This is a genomic window from Streptococcus pseudopneumoniae (assembly GCF_001068775.1).
Lineage (GTDB): Bacteria > Bacillota > Bacilli > Lactobacillales > Streptococcaceae > Streptococcus > Streptococcus pseudopneumoniae_N.
This window is the reverse complement of record NZ_JWAJ01000137.1, coordinates 20095-41379: the sequence shown is the minus strand read 5'-3', so window position 1 is coordinate 41379 and position 21285 is coordinate 20095. Positions and strand designations below refer to the sequence as shown.

At 39.6% G+C, this 21285-nt stretch carries 19 protein-coding genes and 1 pseudogene; 14 read left to right on the top strand and 6 right to left on the bottom strand.

Annotated features, from left to right (window positions below; translation table 11 throughout):
• Window positions 1-107 precede the first annotated feature (107 nt).
• On the top strand, window positions 108-809 hold the full coding sequence (gene pyrF, locus ADF68_RS08205; protein WP_049549385.1) for an orotidine-5'-phosphate decarboxylase: 702 nt from the start codon (window positions 108-110) through the stop codon (window positions 807-809).
• 38 nt (window positions 810-847) lie between these two features.
• Window positions 848-1480, top strand: a complete 633-nt coding sequence (gene pyrE / locus ADF68_RS08200; protein WP_000170888.1) for an orotate phosphoribosyltransferase — start codon at window positions 848-850, stop codon at window positions 1478-1480.
• A gap of 196 nt (window positions 1481-1676) precedes the next feature.
• Here the strand turns inward: pyrE and ADF68_RS08195 are convergent, their stop codons facing one another.
• Window positions 1677-1913 (bottom strand): helix-turn-helix domain-containing protein, encoded by a 237-nt coding sequence (locus tag ADF68_RS08195; protein WP_000152611.1) that lies wholly within the window; start codon window positions 1911-1913, stop codon window positions 1677-1679.
• A gap of 96 nt (window positions 1914-2009) precedes the next feature.
• Here ADF68_RS08195 and ADF68_RS08190 point away from each other — a divergent pair, with 96 nt between their 5' ends.
• Genes ADF68_RS08190 through ADF68_RS08180 form a run of 3 tightly spaced genes read left to right on the top strand, consistent with a single transcriptional unit; the run spans window position 2010 to window position 7017 of the window.
• The gene (locus ADF68_RS08190; protein WP_049549384.1) at window positions 2010-2921 is read left to right on the top strand and encodes a hypothetical protein; all 912 of its coding nucleotides are present in this window, start codon (window positions 2010-2012) and stop codon (window positions 2919-2921) included.
• An 18-nt stretch (window positions 2922-2939) separates the two neighbouring features.
• Entirely contained in the window at window positions 2940-3371 is a 432-nt protein-coding gene (locus ADF68_RS08185) for a hypothetical protein (protein ID WP_049549383.1), read from the top strand.
• A gap of 46 nt (window positions 3372-3417) precedes the next feature.
• Entirely contained in the window at window positions 3418-7017 is a 3600-nt protein-coding gene (locus ADF68_RS08180; protein WP_049549382.1) for a G5 domain-containing protein, read from the top strand.
• A 69-nt stretch (window positions 7018-7086) separates the two neighbouring features.
• Here ADF68_RS08180 and ADF68_RS08175 read toward each other — a convergent pair whose 3' ends face one another.
• From ADF68_RS08175 to ADF68_RS08160, 4 genes are read right to left on the bottom strand one after another with little or no spacing between them, the layout of a single operon-like run.
• Window positions 7087-7953: a cysteine ABC transporter substrate-binding protein gene (locus ADF68_RS08175; protein WP_049549381.1), complete on the bottom strand. Its 867-nt coding sequence runs from the start codon at window positions 7951-7953 to the stop codon at window positions 7087-7089.
• Window positions 7954-7964: 11 nt separating this feature from the next.
• Window positions 7965-8723: an amino acid ABC transporter ATP-binding protein gene (locus ADF68_RS08170; protein ID WP_049549380.1), complete on the bottom strand. Its 759-nt coding sequence runs from the start codon at window positions 8721-8723 to the stop codon at window positions 7965-7967.
• A complete protein-coding gene (locus tag ADF68_RS08165; RefSeq protein ID WP_049549379.1) occupies window positions 8724-9401 on the bottom strand; it encodes an amino acid ABC transporter permease in 678 nt (225 codons plus the stop codon). It abuts the gene before it with no gap.
• The gene (locus tag ADF68_RS08160) at window positions 9361-10041 is read right to left on the bottom strand and encodes an amino acid ABC transporter permease (protein ID WP_049549378.1); all 681 of its coding nucleotides are present in this window, start codon (window positions 10039-10041) and stop codon (window positions 9361-9363) included. The genes ADF68_RS08165 and ADF68_RS08160 overlap by 41 nt, the downstream gene beginning before the upstream one ends.
• Window positions 10042-10244: 203 nt before the next feature.
• Here ADF68_RS08160 and ADF68_RS08155 point away from each other — a divergent pair, with 203 nt between their 5' ends.
• The 9 genes from ADF68_RS08155 to manA all read left to right on the top strand — a co-directional run bounded on the left by ADF68_RS08155 (window position 10245) and on the right by manA (window position 19698).
• A complete protein-coding gene (locus ADF68_RS08155; RefSeq protein ID WP_049549377.1) occupies window positions 10245-10640 on the top strand; it encodes a CopY/TcrY family copper transport repressor in 396 nt (131 codons plus the stop codon).
• Window positions 10641-10650: 10 nt separating this feature from the next.
• Window positions 10651-11022, top strand: coding sequence for a cupredoxin domain-containing protein (locus ADF68_RS08150; RefSeq protein WP_049549376.1), 372 nt, complete (start codon window positions 10651-10653; stop codon window positions 11020-11022).
• A gap of 9 nt (window positions 11023-11031) precedes the next feature.
• Entirely contained in the window at window positions 11032-13254 is a 2223-nt protein-coding gene (locus ADF68_RS08145; protein ID WP_049549375.1) for a heavy metal translocating P-type ATPase, read from the top strand.
• A gap of 323 nt (window positions 13255-13577) precedes the next feature.
• A complete protein-coding gene (gene spxB / locus ADF68_RS08140) occupies window positions 13578-15353 on the top strand; it encodes a pyruvate oxidase (protein WP_049549374.1) in 1776 nt (591 codons plus the stop codon).
• Window positions 15354-15464: 111 nt separating this feature from the next.
• A complete protein-coding gene (locus ADF68_RS08135; RefSeq protein WP_049549373.1) occupies window positions 15465-15803 on the top strand; it encodes a VOC family protein in 339 nt (112 codons plus the stop codon).
• A gap of 372 nt (window positions 15804-16175) precedes the next feature.
• Window positions 16176-16331 carry a hypothetical protein gene (locus tag ADF68_RS11275; RefSeq protein ID WP_186823205.1) on the top strand — a complete coding sequence of 52 codons (156 nt, stop codon included), beginning with the start codon at window positions 16176-16178 and terminating at the stop codon, window positions 16329-16331.
• 117 nt (window positions 16332-16448) lie between these two features.
• On the top strand, window positions 16449-17027 hold the full coding sequence (locus tag ADF68_RS08130) for a DUF3592 domain-containing protein (RefSeq protein ID WP_049549372.1): 579 nt from the start codon (window positions 16449-16451) through the stop codon (window positions 17025-17027).
• A 166-nt stretch (window positions 17028-17193) separates the two neighbouring features.
• Complete coding sequence (locus tag ADF68_RS08125; protein WP_049549371.1) at window positions 17194-18633, top strand: 6-phospho-beta-glucosidase; 1440 nt, start codon at window positions 17194-17196, stop codon at window positions 18631-18633.
• Between the two features lie 120 nt (window positions 18634-18753).
• Window positions 18754-19698, top strand: coding sequence for a mannose-6-phosphate isomerase, class I (gene manA, locus ADF68_RS08120; protein WP_049549370.1), 945 nt, complete (start codon window positions 18754-18756; stop codon window positions 19696-19698).
• 20 nt (window positions 19699-19718) lie between these two features.
• Here the strand turns inward: manA and ADF68_RS08115 are convergent.
• A pseudogene (locus ADF68_RS08115) lies at window positions 19719-21081 on the bottom strand (sodium-dependent transporter).
• Between the last annotated feature and the right edge of the window lie 204 nt (window positions 21082-21285).

Here is a 21285-nt window from a genome sequence, read left to right as displayed (position 1 = left end):
AGGGTGGATTCTACCCATTTTTCGTGGAACCTTGCTGTTGGCAGGTTCCTTTTTTGTAGTCTCTTTGACGGAAGCTGGGCTGATAAGAAAGATAAGAGGAGAAACGCATGCGTGAAAGTCGCCCAGTCATAGCTCTGGATTTTCCAAGTTTTGAAGAAGCCAAGAAGTTCTTAGCCCTATTTCCAGCAGAGGAAAAGCTCTATGTCAAAGTAGGAATGGAAATCTACTATGCTGTAGGACCTGAAGTTGTCCGTTATTTGAAGTCATTAGGACATAGTGTCTTTTTGGATCTCAAACTGCATGATATTCCCAATACAGTCAAATCAACCATGAAAATCTTATCCAACCTAGGAGTTGATATGACCAATGTGCAGGCAGCAGGTGGAGTTGAGATGATGCAGGCAGCGCGTGAAGGATTGGGAGACAAGGGGATTCTCATAGCTGTGACCCAATTAACCTCAACCTCGGAGGAACAAATGCAAGAGTGTCAAAATATCCAAACCAGCCTCCAAGAGTCGGTTATCCACTATGCCCAGAAAACAGTTGAAGCGGGTCTAGATGGAGTCGTTTGCTCGGCTCAAGAAGCCAAGCTTATCAAACAAGCAACTCATGATGACTTTATCTGTCTGACACCAGGGATTCGCCCAAGAGGGACAGAAGCAGGGGATCAGAAACGGGTAGTAACCCCAGGACAAGCTTACCAGATTGGCAGTGACTACATCGTAGTTGGGCGTCCGATTACGCAAGCAGCTGATCCAGTCGCAGCCTACCATGCCATCAAAGAAGAATGGACACAAGATTGGGTTTAAAAAGAAGATTCATTTAACACTATAAAAAGGAGCACACCATGACACTTGCTAAAGATATCGCTAGCCATCTATTGAAAATTCAAGCCGTTTACCTCAAGCCAGAAGAACCTTTTACTTGGGCATCAGGCATTAAGTCACCGATTTATACGGACAACCGTGTGACGCTTGCTTACCCAGAAACGCGTAGCTTGATTGAAAATGGTTTTGTGGAAGCCATCAAGGCAGAATTCCCAGAGGTAGAAGTGATTGCAGGAACAGCGACTGCAGGCATTCCGCATGGTGCCATCATTGCTGATAAGATGAACTTGCCATTTGCCTATATCCGTAGCAAACCAAAAGACCACGGAGCTGGTAATCAAATCGAAGGCCGTGTAGCTCAAGGTCAAAAAATGGTAGTGGTTGAAGACCTCATTTCAACTGGTGGTTCTGTTCTTGAAGCAGTAGCAGCAGCAAAGCGAGAAGGAGCAGATGTGCTTGGAGTTGTAGCGATTTTCAGTTACCAATTGCCAAAAGCAGATAAGAATTTCGCAGACGCAGGTGTCAAACTTGTGACGCTTTCTAACTACAGTGAATTGATTCACCTAGCCCAAGAAGAAGGCTATATCACACCAGAAGGGCTCGACCTTCTAAAACGATTTAAAGAAGACCAAGAAAATTGGCAAAATGCTTAAGACGTAAAAAATCAGGTAGTCACTAGGATTACCTGATTTCTTTTTGTAATGTTATTGGATCTTATACTCAATGAAAATCAAATATAATCCAAGGTGAAGCTGATGTGGTTTGAAGAGTATTGCTTGTTTTATATTGTGAACAATGGTAGGGAGGGTAGATAACGTAGATATTATGACATAAGAATAAATATTAGAACTAGATAAATGTGTTACGAATATTAGAATCGGGAGTTTCTTCGATAAATTCAACGATATCATTTGGAAGACAATCTAAAATCCGACATAGCTTTTCTAAAGTTAGTAAAGTTATGTTTTTATTTTTCTTTAGGCTGTCAAGAGTTTTATTATCAACTCCGGATTTTAATAACTTGTATTGAGAAACTTCTTTTTTCTTCATTGTAGCCCAGAGTGGGTTAAAACTGATTATCGTCATCAACTCCTTTTACTTAATTATAAGAAAAAAGTATCTGACTTCATATTGTGTATATATCCACAATATGATAAAATAACAAGGAAAGGAGATTTATGGATGAATAAGAATGATATTATTTCTCAAGAGGAGAATGAGTTAGATTATTTTTTAGGAATTATTCCGGATGAATCTAAGTCAGATTTGTTTGATGAATGGACTATTTGGGAAGCCTATGTAAAAGGGAGGTTGCCAAATAAACATTGGTCTGAAGTTTTTGATAATGGTGCATACCATTCACTTGATGTCATTACTGCAGAAGGCAAAAAATATGAATATTATCCTATCGCTAATCCGCAATCATACCAGACTGTTTTACAAGAATATCTTTCGACAATAGAAGAGCCTAAACGTAGTAGAAACTTAATAGTTGAAGCTGCTATTTGGTCTAAAAGAGTAGAAGATCTGACTAAGTATTTTTATATAGTAGATGGAAAACATGTTTCTCTTATCAACCCGAAATTAAGTGTTTTGGGATGGATTTTTAGAATTTTAGGTTCATTGTTCTTAGTTGCTTATATAGATAGACTTGGTGAATTTTCTAGTTCTGGTTTAGGAATCTTAAGTAAACCTTTTGAATACTCCCTTTGGGTGGGAGCATGGGTTCTGCTATGGTCTCCAATTTATTTTGCTTATCAACGAGTGAAGCATGAAAAACCAATAGCAGATCAAGTAAAAAAACATAAGGATGAAGTTGCTCAAGCTAGAAACTATTGTATGGAGAAATTGAATAGTATTCCATTTGTTTATGCAAGGCAACAAGCAGGGTTAGATATTCATTTTGATGCTTTTGCTTATATGGTTAATGTAATTGATCAAGGTAGAGCCTATGACTTAGGACAAGCGCAAAATATGTATGAAGACATGATGAGGACAGAGCAATTAAATTATCAGTTTCAAGAATTACAAAGAAAAGTTGATTACAATAACAAAATGACAACAATTAATACATTTACAAATTTAATGAAATAATAGATTAGGAGAAATAAGATGTTTGGAAAACCGAAATATGAAAGTGATATTGATCAAACAGTTAGAGATATGTGGTGGGGTTTTGCCATTTTTATAACTGTAATGTACTTTTTAGTCAAAGCAACTTACTATGTCGCATTGCCGTTTTATACTTTATTTACTCATTTGTTTGAAGAAAAAATCCAACAGAAAGAATATCTAAACTGGATGAGATTTTTACCTTTGACTTGGTTTATGAGTGGAGAGACCAAAGAAATGAGACGAGCTGCTGTGAGCTGTACTATACTGCCGATTTCGCTACCTTTATTTTTAATTTTTAATTATCTATATAGTATTAAAGTAATTGGCGATAGCTTTTCCATTTTTATTTTGATTTTATTTACTTGTAGTCTAGGAGGCATTATAGGTACTGTTAGAAATTATTGTTTTTCTAAAAAATATATTAGATAGTGTCAGTATGTAAAAATATAATCATTGAAAAGTCAGGAAAATAAAGATGGATAGACAAAATACTAATGAAAAAAAGACTTTGAAAAAAGGTAGAAGAGGTTGGGTAATCTCAGCTGCAATTGTCGCGCTTTTAGGAATTTCAGCTGGAACTGTTGTGTTGCAAAATCAATCGAGTCAAAACCAAGGACAATGTGAAAGTGTTACCGTTCCATACTCTTCTTCAAAAGAAAAAGAATACTCAACAACTGATACTATTAAAGAAACAGAGAAGAGTTTCCTACCTAAAGTAGATGCCAAAGAGGAATTGGCTAAAGCATTTGTAGCTACTAAAAAAGTTGGTGCTGAAGATTCGATTAAATCTCTCGATAAATCATATGAAAAATTATCAGAAATAACGAAGGTAGAGGAAAAGCTTAAGTCACAGGTAAGAACTGAGGGGGAAGACGCAGTTGAGCAAGTTTCTAGATCAGAAGTAGCTAACAAAGATAATAAAATATTGGAAAAATCTGATAACTTAACTAAAAAAGGTGAAGTAGAAAAATCAACATCAGAAAAAGGGAAACTGGTTGTTCAACCAGAACCGCCATCACTTGTAGTTACAGATGACAAAGGTATTTCAGCTGTTCAACCAGAGCTACCAGAATTGGTAGTTACTGAAAAGGGAACACCCGAAGTTCAACCTGTATTGCCTGAGTTGGTAGTTAGTGAAAACGGTACACCAGAAGTTCAGTCAGCATTGCCAGAATTGGTAGTTACTGAAAAGGGAACACCCGAAGTTCAGCCAGCATTACCAGAATTGGTAATTGCTGAAAAGGGAACACCCGAAGTTCAACCTGTATTGCCTGAGTTGGTAGTTAGTGAAAAAGGAGCACCCGAAGTCCAGTCAGCATTACCTGAAGCTAAACCAGAAAAAGATAAGGTCTTAGATAAAAAGGAAGAGAAGAAAGAAGTTGACGTGAAACCGACAACTCCAACTGTTCCAGAAAACAAAGATCAAACAACTGGTACTTCGACTAAAGAAGAAAAAACTTTAGATGAGAAAACAGAAAAAGTTGATGTTAAAGCAACTGAAACTGTTTCAGCAGATAAAGAGAAAACTCAAGGTGGTACTTCTGATAAAGTAGTTGGTGAAACAACAAAAGAAGAAGTTGTAAAACCAGCTACTCCTGCGAAACCTGAAGTTAAGAAAACAATTACTACTCGTACAGAAGTCGAGACATCAGTGATTGAGCCTGGGGTACAATATGTTCCAGATGCCAATCTTAAAATTGGTGAGACTCAAGTTATTAAAGAGGGAGTTGCTGGTAAAACAGAAATCACTTATACTGTAACACTTGAAGACGGTGTTGTTGTAAGTCGAGTTGCAACAGGAACTCAAACAACTCCTGCAGTTGATAAAGTAGTTCATGTTGGTACTAAAACTACTAAAGAAGTTGTTCGTACTACAAAAGAAGAGGTTGTTCGCACTCCTATTCTCCGAGGGACACAATATGTTTCAGATGAAAACTTGGATGCTGGTGTAGAAAAAGAGGTTGAAGCCGGTCAAGATGGTGAAAAACTTGAAGTCTATACTGTAATACTTGAAGATGGTGTTGAAACCGGTCGTGAATTGGTTTCATCAACTCAAAAAGAATCCAAGGATAAAGTTATTCATGTTGGAACTAAAGTTGCTAAGAAAAATATTGAAACTGTAGCTCGTGAAGTTCACAAAGTTGAACATAAAGTTACAAGCAACACAAATCCAGATCTTCCTAAAGGTGAGAAAAAGGTTATTCAAGCTGGTAAGGATGGTTCTTATGAACTTGTTACTACAGTTGTAACTAGACCAGATGGAACAGAAGTTTCTCGAACTCAAGTAAGAGAAAATGAAGTTTCTCCAGTAGATGAAATCGTAGAAGTTGGAACTGGCGAAAACATTGAAACAAGTCGAACTTCTCAAAAAGTTGAAGTAAATTACGAAACTGAAGAAGTTAAAGATAAAACTCTAAACGAAGGTAAACGTGTAGTTGAGACTAAGGGTCAAAAAGGTTCTTATACTGAAACTACAATTGTTTATGGGAATGGTCGTTCATCAGTTGTTAAAAGTGATGAAGTAAAACCGGTCAAAGAAATTGTTCGTGTGGGAACTCATAAAGTAGTTACTGAAACTAAAACTCGTGTTGAGCGCAAAGAGGGTGCTAACTTCAATACTGTTGAAGAAACAAGCGATAAACTTTTCAATGACCAACGAGTTGTAAAAACTCCAGGCCGAAAAGGTGAAATCGTTGAAAACTACAAAGACTACTACGAAGATGGCAAACTTGTTAAGAGTGAGCTAATCAATACTGAAACTGTTCCAGCAGTTGATGAAGTAGTTGAAGTTGGCACTAAAGAGCGTTATACTTATGCTAACGAAGACAAAGTTATTACCGCTGAAGGTGAAAAACGAGTTGCTGCCCCTGAACTTTTTGAAGGCGATGAAAGAGTTGAAGATGCGGTAAATGGTAAGGAAACTTACAAAGTTAAGTACAGCAATGAGGAAAATCAAAACCGTACAGAGATAAGTCGAGAACTTATCAAAACTGTTCCTGCAAAACAAAAAGTTGTTCATTATGGAACTAAGAAATTGATGTCTGAAGTTACTGAAGAAGAAACTGAAACAATTTCACACGGTGCTCGAACTGAAAATGATTCCAACCTTTTTGAAGGGGAATCTCGTACAGAAAATGGTCGTGACGGATTTAAACGTTACCGCAAAGTTATTTTAGTAAACAACAAAACGGGTGAACGAACGGTTAAAAGTCGTGAACTAGTTGAAAGTCAAGATGCAGTTGACACAATTACCTTTAATGGTACCAAGAAAAAACGTGTCGCTGATCCAACAGATGTTGTGGTTCCAACTAATGATGATAACTACGACATTGATGGTACATGGAAAGATATTAAGAGCTTAGGTGAAAATGGTTTGGATCCAAACAATGAAGATCACCGTAGCGCCAAGTACCTACATGATAATCTTTCTCAAGCTGATAAAGATCGTGTGGCTGTTGATGAAACAGATGACGGAGATGATCTTCCTCGAGACAGTGGACTTATCTCAGTTTGGAAAGCTTCTCGCCTTTCTCAAGCAGAACTTGACAAGCTTGAACAGATTGTAGATAATCGTAAACTTAATGAACACTTCATGGAACTTCTTAATGAAGAACGCATTCGTAAAGGCTTGACACCTGCAACAATCGCAGCAGATGATAGCGAATTAACTCGAGTTGCTAATATTCGTGCTAATGAGATGGCAGATTATGGATCTTTACGTTATCAAGGTAAGAAGGAAGGTAAGCATAAACGTCCTGATGGTTCTCGTTGGTCAACTGCTTATGATCCAGATTTCTACAAACAAACAAATGCAATGACAGAAAACGCAGCAGAAGCAACTGATGTTTGGGATATTGTGAGTCTTACAAATGAAAAGGCATTAGCTCATAATTTCTATACTGTATGGAAACACTCACCAGGTCACTATGCTGCAATGATGATGGGTGATGGCTATAGTCCAGCAGATAAGAACGTACAATTCCGTGTGGCTCTTGGATTCGCAAATCATTCATTGACTTCTGATAATCCAACAAACGTTGTCGCTATGATGGAAATTGCATCTATGATGGACTAGATAAAAAACGAACAAGATAGAGATTCTGATTACCAGAATTCTAGTCTTGTCCGTTTTTCTTTTTTAAACTTAATCAACTTTTCCACCTTCAACAACTAGGTCATCTGCTTTAGCAGCGTCACCGTAAGTTGGGTGGAGTGTTTTTTCATAGGCTTTGTGGAAGAAGTTTTCCTTACCTAATTTTTCGATTTCTTGGTTGATGTAGTCAAGTAATTCTTGGTTACCTTTTTGGACTGCTGGTGCGATGGTATCTGGGTTACCTAGAGAGGTAATTCCTACTTCAAATCCTTTATTTTCAAGCGCCCAAGCTAGGACTTCAGTATTGTCAGTAGAGAAGGCATCTCCACGTCCATCAAGAAGGGCTTGGTAGGCATCGCTATATTGATCGTATTTTTGGAGTTTTACTTCTGGGTGATTTTTCTCAAAGTAAGTTTCAGCAGTTGTTCCTTTGGTAACGATCAAGGTTTTGCCTTCAAGTTCTTTAACGTCCTTGATGACTTTATCTTTTGGTGACACAACACCGAGAGAAACTTTCATGTAAGGAAGGGCAAAGTCAACTTGTTTCTTACGTTCGTCAGTAACTGTGAAGTTGGCAAGGGTGATATCAACCTTGTTAGAAATCAAGTATTCAGCACGGTTGGCAGCATCAACAGAAACGTATTTGACCTTGACACCAAGGTCTTGTGCTAATTGGTTACCTAGTTCGATATCATAACCTTGGTAAGAACCGTCGTTGTCAACGTAACCAAAGGGTTTTTTGTCTCCAAATACCGCGATTCGTAGTTCACCGCTTTTTTTAATTTCATCAAGGGTGCGAGCCTTGGCAGTGGTTTTACCAGACGATGAACCAGCATTTCCACCTGAGCTACAAGCTGTGACAAAGATAAGGGCAAAGGCAAGTGCCAAAACAGTTAAGAGTGGTTTGAATAGTTTCATAAAAATCTCCTTTATAGGTATGAGCCAAATTGGCTAAAGTCAAAGACGTTTAAAAATTCCTGTGCTCGTTTGGTTTTAGGATTGGTAAAGAAGGCTTGAGCTGTTCCCTCTTCAGCAATTTTCCCTTGGTCAAGGAAGATAATTCGGTCCGCAATGGCTTGGGCAAATTGCATTTCGTGGGTTACTAAAATCATGGTGCGCCCTTCTTGGGCCAAATCATTGATAAGTTCCAGGACCTCACGCACCATTTCTGGATCCAATGAAGCCGTCACTTCATCAAAGAGGATAATTTCTGGATGCATGAGCAGGGCACGGACAATCGCAACCCGTTGCTTCTGTCCACCAGATAATTGACGGGCAAAGCTATGTTGTTTATCCAGCAAACCGACACGTTCCAGTAGTTGCAAAGCTTCCTCCGTTACCTCTTTCTTGTCCCTTCCCTGAGCCTTGATTGGGCCTAGAATGAGGTTTTGTAGGACATCCAGATGGGGAAAGAGTTCATAACTTTGAAAGACCATGCCAATTTTTTGGCGAACTAGGTGAAAATCTTTTTGATTGCCAATAATGGACTGGCCATCCAGAAGGATATCTCCACCTTGAATACTTTCTAAGCCATTGAGGCAACGAAGCAGGGTGCTTTTCCCACAACCAGATGGCCCAAGAATAACCACAACTTCCCCTTTTTTGATATTTAGAGAAAGACCTTGGAGGATAGGATTGTCTCCGAAGGATTTTTTTAGTTCCTTGATTTCTAAAATAGTTTCAGACATTTAGTTCCTCCAATGTTTTTCTAAGTGTGTGGAAAGTTTGGAAATAGGGAAGCAGATTGCGAAATACAAGACCAGAATGGTTCCATAAATCCAAAAGGAAGCAGTTGGGATAGTTAGGCGATTGCTATCGATGATTTGCTGTCCAACCTTGGTCACTTCAACAACCCCAATCAAAACAACTAAAGAAGTGGTTTTGATCATCCGAGTAACAAGATTGATGGCCTGCGGTAACAGTCTTCTCAAAACCTGTGGGATGATGATATGATAGTAAAGTTGAACATTGGTCAAACCTAGCGCCTGTCCGCTTTCAAACTGATGCTTAGGGAGGGAAGTGATAGCTCCACGTACCAAGTCCCCCATTTCAGCTGTTCCCCAGAGGGTAAAAACGATAATAGCAGAAGTCTCTCCTGAGATATTGATATTAAAGTTTCGAGCCAAGCCGAAATAAACAATGAAGAGTAGCACCAGCTGGGGCATGATACGGATAAATTCTAGATACAATCGTGTCAAAAATCGTACGATTCTAGAATGGGAGGTCATGACAATTCCCATGACTGTTCCGAAAATCATGGATAAGAGGACAGACAGGATAGAAATCCCAATCGTGACTCCCAATCCCTGTAAGATTCTCAGGAGATTATTTCCCTGAAAGAGTACTTGCATTCCCGAATCCTGCATGACGAAGCCTCCTTTCTATCCAGCTAAAGACTAGTGAAATAGGTAGAAGCATGATAAGGTAAGCAACCACCAACATGGCAAGTGCGATATCTGTTTCATAGTAGAGTCCGATCAAGTCCTTAGCAACGTACATAAGATCAGCAAGGGCAACTGCTGAGAAGACAGATGTTTCCTTGATGAGGAAAATAACATTGGCGCTAAAGGATGGTAGAGCCACCGCAGTCGCTTGTCGAAGAACCACGTAGCGAAAAACCTGAAATGGAGTAAGCCCAATGGCTAAACCGATTTCATGCTGGGTTTGACTGACTGCTTCTAGCCCGCTTCGGAAGGATTCTGCCATATAGGCACCACCTAAAAAGATGAGACCGACTGTTGCACAGACTTCTGAAGAAAGAACAATCCCTATTCGAGGTAGGCCGAAATAGAGAAAGAAAAGTTGTATCAAAAGGGGTGTATTTCGTGAAAGTTCGATATAGGCTGTTGCCAACTGGGAGAAAACAGGAAGGCGGTAATGCCGGATGACACTGACGATGAGCCCCAGCAAAAAAGAACCTAGAATTCCCCAAACTGCAATATGCAAGGTCAAAAAGAATGCCTCTTGATAAAATGGTAGATATTGTTTAACAATAGACCAATCCAAACTAAAACCTCCCATCTAGAAATGATAAAAACATTGTAGCATTAAAAGGGAGCTTTGGATAATATGTATTTTTTATTGTGGTGATAAAAAATATTTATATCGGCGATAAATTTTAAAAATGTGATTTTTTGGGTTGACAAATGTAGATTTTAAGAGTATACTGATAATTGTAATTGACAAATGTAGATTTTGGAGGTGTGCTGATGCAGATTTCGGATGCAGAATGGCAGGTTATGAAGATTATTTGGATGCAGGGAGAACAGACAAGTACTGATCTGATAAAAGTATTAGAGAAAAGGTTTAGCTGGTCTAAGTCCACGATTCAGACACTCTTGGCTCGTTTGGTGGAGAAAGAATGTTTGACTCGGGAAAAGCAGGGCAAGTCCTTTGTCTATTCAGCCCTGTTGTCACAGGAAGATAGCAAGAAGTTACTTGTCCAAGATATCAAAGATAAGCTTTGTTCCCGCAGGATAAAGCATTTAGTAGCTGATTTGATAGAAGAATGTGACTTTACCCTAGCTGACTTGGAAGACTTGGAAGCTACGATTTCTGAGAAAAAATCAAACGCTGTGACAGAAGTAAGATGTAATTGTATGTAAAGGAGACGCTATGTTAAATCTATTTGTATCTATTATTGTTTTAGGAATGATTGCTTTTATCCTCTTTTGGTTTTTCAAAAAACCGCAAGAAGATGCTAAGAGAGCCCAGCAAAAGAATGGCTATCAGGAGATTCGAGTGGAGGTCATGGGGGGCTACACTCCAGGAACCATTATCCTCAAAAAATCGCAACCTGCTCGCATTATTTTTGATCGAAAAGATCCTTCACCTTGCTTGGACCAAATCGTTTTTCCAGACTTTGGAGTGCATGCAGATCTGCCTATGGGAGACCAATATGTGGTTGAAATCACTCCTGAAGAAGCAGGTGAGTATGGTTTCTCTTGTGGCATGAATATGATGCACGGTAAGATGATTGTAGAATAGGAGAAGGATATGACTGAAATTGTAAAAGCAAGCCTTGAAAATGGTGTTCAAAAAATCCGTATCACGGCAGAAAAAGGCTATCATCCAGCCCATATTCAACTACAAAAAGGAATTCCTGCTGAGATTACCTTTCATCGTGTGACACCATCAAACTGCTATAAGGAGATTCTCTTCGAAGAAGAAGGGATTCTAGAATCAATCGCTCAAGATGAGGAAAAAGTCATTCGTTTTACTCCTCAAGACTTGGGCGAGCATGAATTTTCATGCGGCATGAAGATGCAAAAGGGAACATATACTGTTGTTGAAAAAACGAAAAAGTCCCTCAGTCTTTTACAACGTTTTTGGATTACTAGTATCTTTACTGTGCCTCTTGTGATTCTCATGATTGGGATGTCTACAGGAGGAATTAGTCACCAAGTCATGCGTTGGGGCACCTTTTTAGCCACAACACCCATTATGCTGGTAGCTGGAGTTCCATATATCAGAAGCGCCTGGGCTAGTTTTAAAAAGCACAATTCCAACATGGATACCTTGGTTGCTCTGGGAACCCTAGTGGCCTATTTCTATAGCTTAGTTGCCCTCTTCACTGGTCTGCCCGTTTACTTTGAAAGTGCTGCATTTATCCTCTTCTTCATTCTTTTGGGAGCAGTTTTTGAGGAAAAAATGCGAAAAAATACTTCGCAGGCAGTCGAAAAATTATTAGACCTACAAGCAAAAACAGCAGAGGTTTTGCGTGATGATGTTTATGTTCAAATACCTCTAGAACAAGTCAAAGTTGGGGATCTCATTCGCGTTCGACCAGGTGAAAAAATTGCCGTTGATGGGACTGTATTAGAAGGTGAAACGAGTATTGATGAATCAATGGTGACTGGGGAAAGTATTCCAGTCGATAAATCAGTTGGAGATGCTGTCATTGGTTCAACCATCAATAATAGTGGTACGATCATCTTTAGAGCTGAAAAAGTTGGTTCTGAGACTATGCTGGCTCAGATTGTGGACTTTGTGAAGAAAGCTCAAACGAGTCGTGCTCCTATTCAAGATTTGACCGACAAGATTTCTGGGATTTTTGTACCAGCAGTTGTCATTTTAGGACTTCTTACTTTTTGGGTTTGGTTTGTTTTACTTGGAGATAGCTTTGTGACTTCACTTCTCTACGGAGTTGCTGTTTTGATTATTGCCTGCCCTTGTGCACTAGGACTTGCGACACCGACAGCACTCATGGTTGGAACAGGGCGAAGTGCCAAGATGGGGATTCTTCTCAAAAATGGTACTGTTTTACAGGAAATCCAAAAAGTCCAAACGGTTGTTTTTGATAAGACAGGAACCTTGACCGAAGGGAAACCAGTGGTAACAGATGTTATCGGAGATGAAGGAGAAGTGCTAAGTTTGGCTGCTTCACTGGAAGATGTATCTCAACACCCGCTAGCTCAAGCTATTGTTAATCGTGCTACTGAACTAGGAATTAGCCTTTACCCAGTGGAAAACTTCCAAGCCATACATGGAAAAGGTGTGACTGGAATTATTAATGGTAAACAAGTCTTGCTGGGTAATGCTAAACTTTTAGCTGACCTTGCTATTCCACATGATTATCAAGAACGATTTGATTTGCTTGAGAAAGAAGCAAAAACAGTTGTCTTCCTATCCGTAGATGGTCAGTTAAAAGGCTTAATTGCCTTGCAGGATGTCCCTAAGGAAAATGCTCGAGAAGCTATTGCTAAATTGAAAAAACGTGGTCTTAGAACTGTCATGCTTACCGGAGATAATGCTGGAGTAGCCCATGCGATTGCAGAGCAAATTGGAATCGAAGAAGTAATCGCAAATGTCTTGCCAGAGGAAAAGGCACATGAAATTCACAAGCTTCAAAAGAATGGCAAATTGGCCTTTGTTGGAGATGGTATCAATGATGCGCCGGCCCTCAGTGTAGCGGATGTCGGAATTGCCATGGGCTCTGGGACTGATATTGCCATTGAATCAGCAGATCTTGTCCTTACAACCAACAATTTACTAGGATTGGCACGTGCTTTTGATATGAGTAAGAAGACCTTTAATCGTATTCTACTCAATCTTTTCTGGGCTTCTATCTATAACCTCATTGGTATTCCGATTGCAGCAGGAGTGTTTTCTGTTCTTGGTTTGGTACTCAATCCAGAACTTGCAGGATTGGCCATGGCCTTTAGTTCAGTATCTGTTCTAATCAGTTCTCTCATGCTTAATTTTACTAAAGTCGATTAATACTCTTCGAAAATCAAATTCAAACCACGTCAGCTTCACCTTGCCGTACTCAAGTACAGCCTGCGGCTAGCTTCCTAGTTTGCTCTTTGATTTTCATTGAGTATAAAAAGGCGGTTTTAACCGCTTTTTTGCTATTCTAAAACAGATATTCAAAACGTTTTCAATCTGTACTGTAATAGAGAATGTAGTTTTGTGAGCACATTCTTATGAAACTATAAGTAAATGTGATAAATTAGGAGTGTAAATTTACTGAATCGTTTTCAAAAAACATATAAAAGCGCTTTTATTATTCATCAAATTAACTTTTAAGGAGAGTTATCATTATGACTCAAGGGAAAATTACTGCATCAGCAGCAATGCTTAACGTATTGAAAACATGGGGCGTAGACACTATCTACGGTATCCCATCAGGAACACTCAGCTCACTTATGGACGCTTTGGCTGAAGACAAAGATATCCGTTTCTTGCAAGTTCGCCACGAAGAAACAGGCGCTCTTGCAGCGGTTATGCAAGCTAAATTTGGCGGTTCTATCGGTGTTGCAGTTGGTTCAGGTGGTCCAGGTGCGACTCACTTGATCAACGGTGTTTACGATGCAGCTATGGATAACACTCCATTCCTTGCTATCCTTGGATCACGTCCAGTTAACGAATTGAACATGGATGCTTTCCAAGAGCTTAACCAAAACCCAATGTACAACGGTATCGCTGTTTACAACAAACGTGTAGCTTACGCAGAGCAATTGCCAAAAGTGATTGACGAAGCTTGCCGTGCTGCCGTTTCTAAAAAAGGTCCAGCTGTTGTTGAAATTCCAGTAAACTTCGGTTTCCAAGAAATCGACGAAAGTTCATACTACGGTTCAGGTTCTTACGAGCGTTCATTTATCGCTCCTGCTTTGAACGAAGTTGAAATCGACAAAGCTGTTGAAATTTTGAACAACGCTGAACGTCCAGTTATCTACGCTGGTTACGGTGGTGTGAAAGCTGGTGAAGTAATCACTGAATTGTCACGTAAAATCAAAGCACCAATCATCACAACTGGTAAAAACTTTGAAGCTTTTGAATGGAACTACGAAGGTTTGACAGGTTCTGCTTACCGTGTTGGTTGGAAACCAGCCAACGAAGTGGTCTTTGAAGCAGACACAGTTCTTTTCCTTGGTTCAAACTTCCCATTTGCTGAAGTTTACGAAGCATTCAAAAATACTGAAAAATTCATCCAAGTCGATATCGACCCTTACAAACTTGGTAAACGTCACGCCCTTGACGCTTCAATCCTTGGTGATGCAGGTCAAGCAGCTAAAGCTATCCTTGACAAAGTGAACCCAGTTGAATCTACTCCATGGTGGCGTGCAAACGTGAAGAACAACCAAAACTGGCGTGATTACATGAACAAACTCGAAGGTAAAACTGAGGGTGAATTGCAATTGTATCAAGTTTACAATGCAATCAACAAACATGCTGATCAAGACGCTATCTACTCAATCGACGTAGGTGACACTACTCAAACATCTACTCGTCACCTTCACATGACACCTAAGAACATGTGGCGTACATCTCCACTCTTTGCGACAATGGGTATTGCCCTTCCTGGTGGTATCGCTGCTAAGAAAGACAATCCAGATCGCCAAGTATGGAACATCATGGGTGACGGTGCATTCAACATGTGCTACCCAGACGTTATCACAAACGTTCAATACGACCTTCCAGTTATCAACGTTGTCTTCTCAAATGGTAAATATGCCTTCATCAAGGACAAATACGAAGACACAAACAAACACTTGTTTGGTTGTGACTTCCCTAATGCTGACTATGCGAAAATCGCTGAAGCGCAAGGTGCTGTAGGGTTCACTGTGAACCGTATCGAAGATATCGATGCAGTTGTTGCAGAAGCTGTTAAATTGAACAAAGAAGGTAAAACTGTTGTGATCGATGCTCACATCACTCAACACCGTCCACTTCCAGTAGAAGTACTTGAGTTGGATCCAAAACAACACTCAGAAGAAGCTATCAAAGCCTTCAAGGAAAAATACGAAGCTGAAGAGCTTGTACCATTCCGCCTCTTCTTGGAAGAAGAAGGATTGCAATCACGCGCAATTAAATAATTCCTCTCGACGAAAATCAAAAAGTAAACATTGTAGATTTTATGCATTGATTTTCTTAGAGGGAAACTTGAAAAGATCGGAGCCATCCGGTCTTTTTATGGAGGAGAGTAAATGAATTTAAATCAATTGGATATTATCGTTTCAGATGTTCCCCAAGTCTGTGCTGACCTGGAGCGTATTTTGGACAAAAAAGCCGATTATGTTGATGATGGTTTTGCTCAGTTCACGATTGGCAGTCACTGCCTCATGTTCTCCCGAAATCATTTAATTCCTTTGGAAGATTTTCAGTCAGGAATCATTATTCATATCGAGGTTGAGGATGTAGACCTGAACTACAAACGGTTGAAAGAGCTTGGTGTCGAGATTTTACACGGTCCTTGTGAAACGGATTGGGGGACAGAGTCCTTATTAGTTAAAGGTCCTGCTGGTCTAGTTATTGATTTTTATTGAATGAAATAGGTCGCTTAGTCATTTGAAGTTAACCTTAGCTATTTTTAAAACAGAAATTAAGAACATAAACTATTAAAAGATCGGAGCCATCCGGTCTTTTTTATATAAAGAACTTGCATATAAATGGTTGACAGCGCTATCCTGAAATCTTATAATAAAAATGTAACTGATATGGAAAGGAGAAATATTTTTAAATAGATATAGTAAGAGGGCTTCTTTATTTTATTAGGAAGAGAGAGTGAAGATGGCGTTCAGTTTACCGCTCGACTTTATGGTTCTGGGAAACCTTACAATTGTCACATAATGACCAATGAACCTTGAGATTGAAAGTATCTCCATGAATGGACGCGAATAGATATTAGGAGAAAAGAGATGCAAAAAAAGGATATTTATTTAATCTGTATTACCATGATTATCTGTTCAATTATTCTAGGATTGATTATAGGTAGTTTTATTCTTCGTGGTCTGGAAGATATTGCTGCAATAATTAACCATGGCTTGCTGACAATCAATCGATTAATAGCATGAGGTATTAATTTTCTTACATTTTGATGACTGAAAAGATCGGAGCAATCCGGTCTTTTTCTTGTCTTTTCTGTTAAATTTGTTAAAATAGCTTCATAACAATGTTTTAAGGAGAAAAATATGCCAACAACTTTCTTTCTATTAATTGGCTTAATGATGTTAGGATTTGCTGCCTTCACCTATTTTATGTTTTCCTATTTTATATTTAGTAATTATAGCAATGCCAAGAGATGTACCGAAAGAACGGAAGGAGTTATTATCCGATATTCCTATGCTCTTTATAATGGGATTAGTCTCCCAGTTGTTGAATACACTGTTGATGGGAACCAATACAAGGTCGTAGGGCCTAAATTTCTATCTGCTATTTCAAATACAATCAGTACTCCCTTAGGTTCAATCGTATCTGATGTAAAAACGGATAATTTTGAAAATGGTGAAATTCCACAAGTTTTAAGATACAAAGTTAAGGGGAATAGTTTTTTGTCTTTTACAAAATCTCCACTTAAGGAAGGCTTTCCAATTGGTGGAAAAGTTGCTGTTTATTATGATCCTAAAAAACCAAAACATTCCTATGTAGAAAGACCACTAAGACCTGGGCGATATGCATGGTTGGTAAAATGTTTTATCTATCTCAATGTTTTTATTATGGTTGCTCTAGCTTTCTTTATCATGTTTATTCTTCCAAATCTTATGAAATAAAGCAGTTTTGTATACAAACTTCAACTACCCTATTTGGCTTCTATGTTCATCGTAGAAGCTTTTTTGTAAAGAAAATGCTTTTCTTAAAACATTTTTTGGAGCTATTTCAGGAATTTTTAAATGTTTGATAGTATAATAGTACCAGGAAATCATATGAGGTAAAGTGATGACAGAAATACTACAATTTCCAGAGGGTTTTCTCTGGGGTGGTGCAACAGCAGCCAACCAATGCGAGGGTGCTTATAATTTAGACGGTCGTGGGTTGGCGAATGTTGATGTTGTTCCAATCGGTAAGGACCGTGAAATCATCATCACAGGTCAGAAAAAGATGTTTTCTTTTGAGGAGGGCTATTTTTACCCAGCCAAGCAAGCTATTGATATGTACCATCATTACAAGGAAGATATTGCCCTTTTTGCGGAAATGGGCTTTAAGACCTATCGGCTTTCCATCGCTTGGACTCGGATTTTTCCTAAGGGTGACGAAGCGGAGCCAAATGAAGCTGGTCTAGCCTTTTATGAGGATTTATTTAAGGAGTGCCACAAGTATGGAATCCAACCTCTGGTTACTATCACGCATTTCGACTGTCCTATGCACTTGATTGAAGAATATGGTGGTTGGCGCAATCGTCGTATGTTGGACTTCTATGAGAATCTCTGTCGCACACTCTTTACCCGTTATAAGGGCTTGGTCAAATACTGGCTAACATTTAATGAAATTAATATGATTCTCCATGCACCTTTTATGGGAGCTGGTCTCTGTTTTGAAGAAGGTGAAAATCAAGAACAAGTCAAATACCAAGCAGCTCACCATGAGTTGGTAGCTTCAGCTCTGGCGACTAAGCTTGCCCACGAAATTGACCCAGAAAACAAGGTGGGATGCATGTTGGCAGCAGGGCAGTATTATCCTAACACAGCCCATCCGAGAGACTACTGGGCTGCTATGGAGGAAGATCGCAAGAGTTACTTTTTCATTGATGTTCAGGCGCGTGGGGAATACCCAAGCTACGCCAAGAAGCAGTGGGAGCGTGAAGGGATTGAGATTGAAATGACGGCAGAGGATCTAGACTTGTTGAAGAATTACACTGTTGACTTTGTTTCCTTCTCTTACTATGCAAGTCGAGTAGCCTCAGGTGATCCAGAAGTTAAAGAATTAACAGCTGGAAATGTTTTTGCCTCTCTCAAAAATCCCTATCTAGAATCCTCAGAATGGGGATGGCAGATTGACCCATTAGGACTTCGTATCACTCTCAATGCCATCTGGGATCGTTACCAAAAGCCTATGTTCATCGTAGAAAATGGCCTCGGTGCTATTGATACACCGGATGAGAATGGTTATGTAGCAGATGACTATCGGATTGATTATTTAGAAGCTCATATCAAGGCTATGCGAGATGCCATTTACCAAGATGGAGTTAACTTGCTTGGTTATACGACTTGGGGTTGTATCGATCTGGTTTCAGCTGGAACAGGCGAAATGAATAAACGCTATGGCTTTATCTATGTGGATCGTGATAATGAAGATCATGGAAGTCTCAAACGTAGCAAGAAGAAGTCCTTCTACTGGTACAAGGATGTCATTGCCAGCAATGGTGCAAGCATTGAGTAGAACACATTTATTCACTATTTTTACAAAATCTTCTCCCTACTTTATAAGATCTGAAAAAGAGTTCAATTAGACCTAGCTTTTTGCTATAATGATAGGAGAAAAATCAGACAGGAGAATAAGATGTCAGAACCATTATTTTTACAATCAGTTATGCAAGAAAAAATCTGGGGTGGGACTAAACTACGTGATGAGTTTGGCTACGACATTCCAAATGAAAAAATCGGAGAATACTGGGCCATCTCAGCTCATTCAAATGGAGTGTCTAAGGTAGCCAATGGGCGCTATCAAGGAACAGACCTCGCTACTTTGTATGCGGAACACCGTGAATTATTTGGCAATCGTCCAGAGCCTGTATTTCCACTCTTGACCAAAATCCTCGATGCCAACGACTGGCTCAGCGTCCAAGTTCACCCAGACGATGCTTACGGACTCGAGCATGAAGGCGAACTCGGAAAAACTGAATGCTGGTATATTATAGCTGCGGATGAAGATTCAGAGATTATCTATGGTCACAATGCCAAGTCAAAAGAAGAACTCCGTCAGCAAATCGAAGATAAGAACTGGGATGCCTTGCTGACAAAGGTTCCTGTTAAGGCTGGGGATTTCTTCTATGTTCCAAGTGGAACCATGCACGCTATCGGGGCGGGAATCTTGATTCTTGAAACGCAACAGTCTAGTGATACAACCTACCGTGTCTATGACTTTGACCGCAAGGATGATAATGGCAACTTGCGTGAGCTTCATCTTGAAAAATCCATCGATGTTTTAAATATTGGTGAGCCTGCAAATAGCCGTCCTGTGACTGTTAAAGCAGATGATTTGCGTTCAACTCTCCTTGTATCCAATGAATTCTTCGCAGTTTACAAGTGGGAAATTACTGGAAAAGTTGACTTTGAAAAAACAGCTGATTACAGCTTGTTAAGTGTCTTGGCTGGTCAAGGTCAGCTCATTGTAGACGGTAAGGAATATCCAATCCAAAAAGGTAGCCACTTTATCTTGCCAAGCGATGTTGAAGCATGGACTCTGGAAGGGCAAGGTCTAGAATTGATTGTTAGTCATCCATAAAAAGAAAGGGCCTGAGTTCATTACTCAAGTCCTTTTTTGTATTTACATAAATTGGGCGATGAAGACCACGATGATGATGATTGGAATGACGAAACGAAGAAGGAAGAGCCAGACTTGGAAAAGTCCTTGTTTCCACGGTGTTTCATCAAGATGAAGTTCCTCCATTGCCAGTACCTTCTTGAAAATATAGCCTGTAAAGAGAGACAAGCAGAGGGCGCCGAATGGCATGAGGAGGTTGGAAACCAAGAAATCCATAGCGTCAAAGAAGGTCTTCCCAAAGATGTGAACATCCGCCATGACACCGTAAGATAGGGCTGAAGGAATTCCAAAGACAAAGGTCAAGATTCCTAAAATAGCACTCCATTTAGCACGCTTACTGTTGTCCTGATTGGTGATATTACCCACATTGATTTCCAGCATAACGACAGAAGAAGTGACTGTCGCAAAGAGGAAGAGCAAGAGAAAGAGAATATAGAAGATACTTCCAAAAGGCATCTTGTCAAAGAGTTGGGGTAGAACGATAAAGAGGAGACTAGGACCACCTTCAGACTGGATATTGAAGGCTGACATAGCTGGGAAAATAGCTAGTCCTGCCATGATTGATACAGAAATGTTCATGGCAACGATAGACACACCTGATTGGACCAGATTGGTTTTCTTATCTAGGTAAGAAGCATAGGTCAACATGGCCGTAACCCCGAGGGACAAAGCAAAGAATGACTGTCCTAGAGCATAGAGGAAACCAGAACTTGTCAGTTTTGAAAAATCAGGTTTGAGGAAATAAACGACCCCTTCCATAGCATTTGGCAAGCTTAGAGAGCGCCCGATGATAATGACAAAGATGATAAAGAGCAGGGGCATCATAACTTTCGATGCTCTTTCAATTCCTTTTTGAACTCCCTTAGATACGATAAAGATGTTGAGGAAGATAAAGAGTGCTTGAGAACCAAGGGCAATCCAAGGATTAGAAATAATATCTGTGAAGAGCTGGGCATAATCACTGCTAATCCCAACTTGGAAGGCTTTAGCAATAGCGATACCTAGATAAACTAAAACCCATCCCCCGATAACACTGTAAAAGGATAAGAGGATGAAAAGTGCAAAGGCACCGATCCAACCGATAAAATTGTAGTTCTTGTTATCACCCAATTTTCCAAAGGTTTTGATTGCTGACACGCCCGCACTTCGACCGAGGGCAAATTCAGCCAAGAGAAGTGGAAATCCAATCAATAGTGTCGAGATGAGAAAGACCAGTAAAAAACCTCCCCCACCATTGGCAGCAGTCATGTAAGGGAACTTCCAAACGGCCCCAAGACCAATAGCAGAACCTGCAGATGCAAGGATAAAGCCCAGTTTTGAGCCCCATTGCGATTTTTCAGACATTGTTAAACTCCAATCTATTTCTAAATAATAAAAGGCTACTTGAGTTGTCAAATAGCCTTCTCTCAATTGCTCTTTTGAGCTTATTCTTTGATTGATAGACTTGATTATCCTATCATGATTTTTCAAGTCTGTCAAGAAAGCGATTTTCATATTTTCATAAAAAATATGATAAAATACTTGACTCTCCTCAAAGGGGAGGGTATA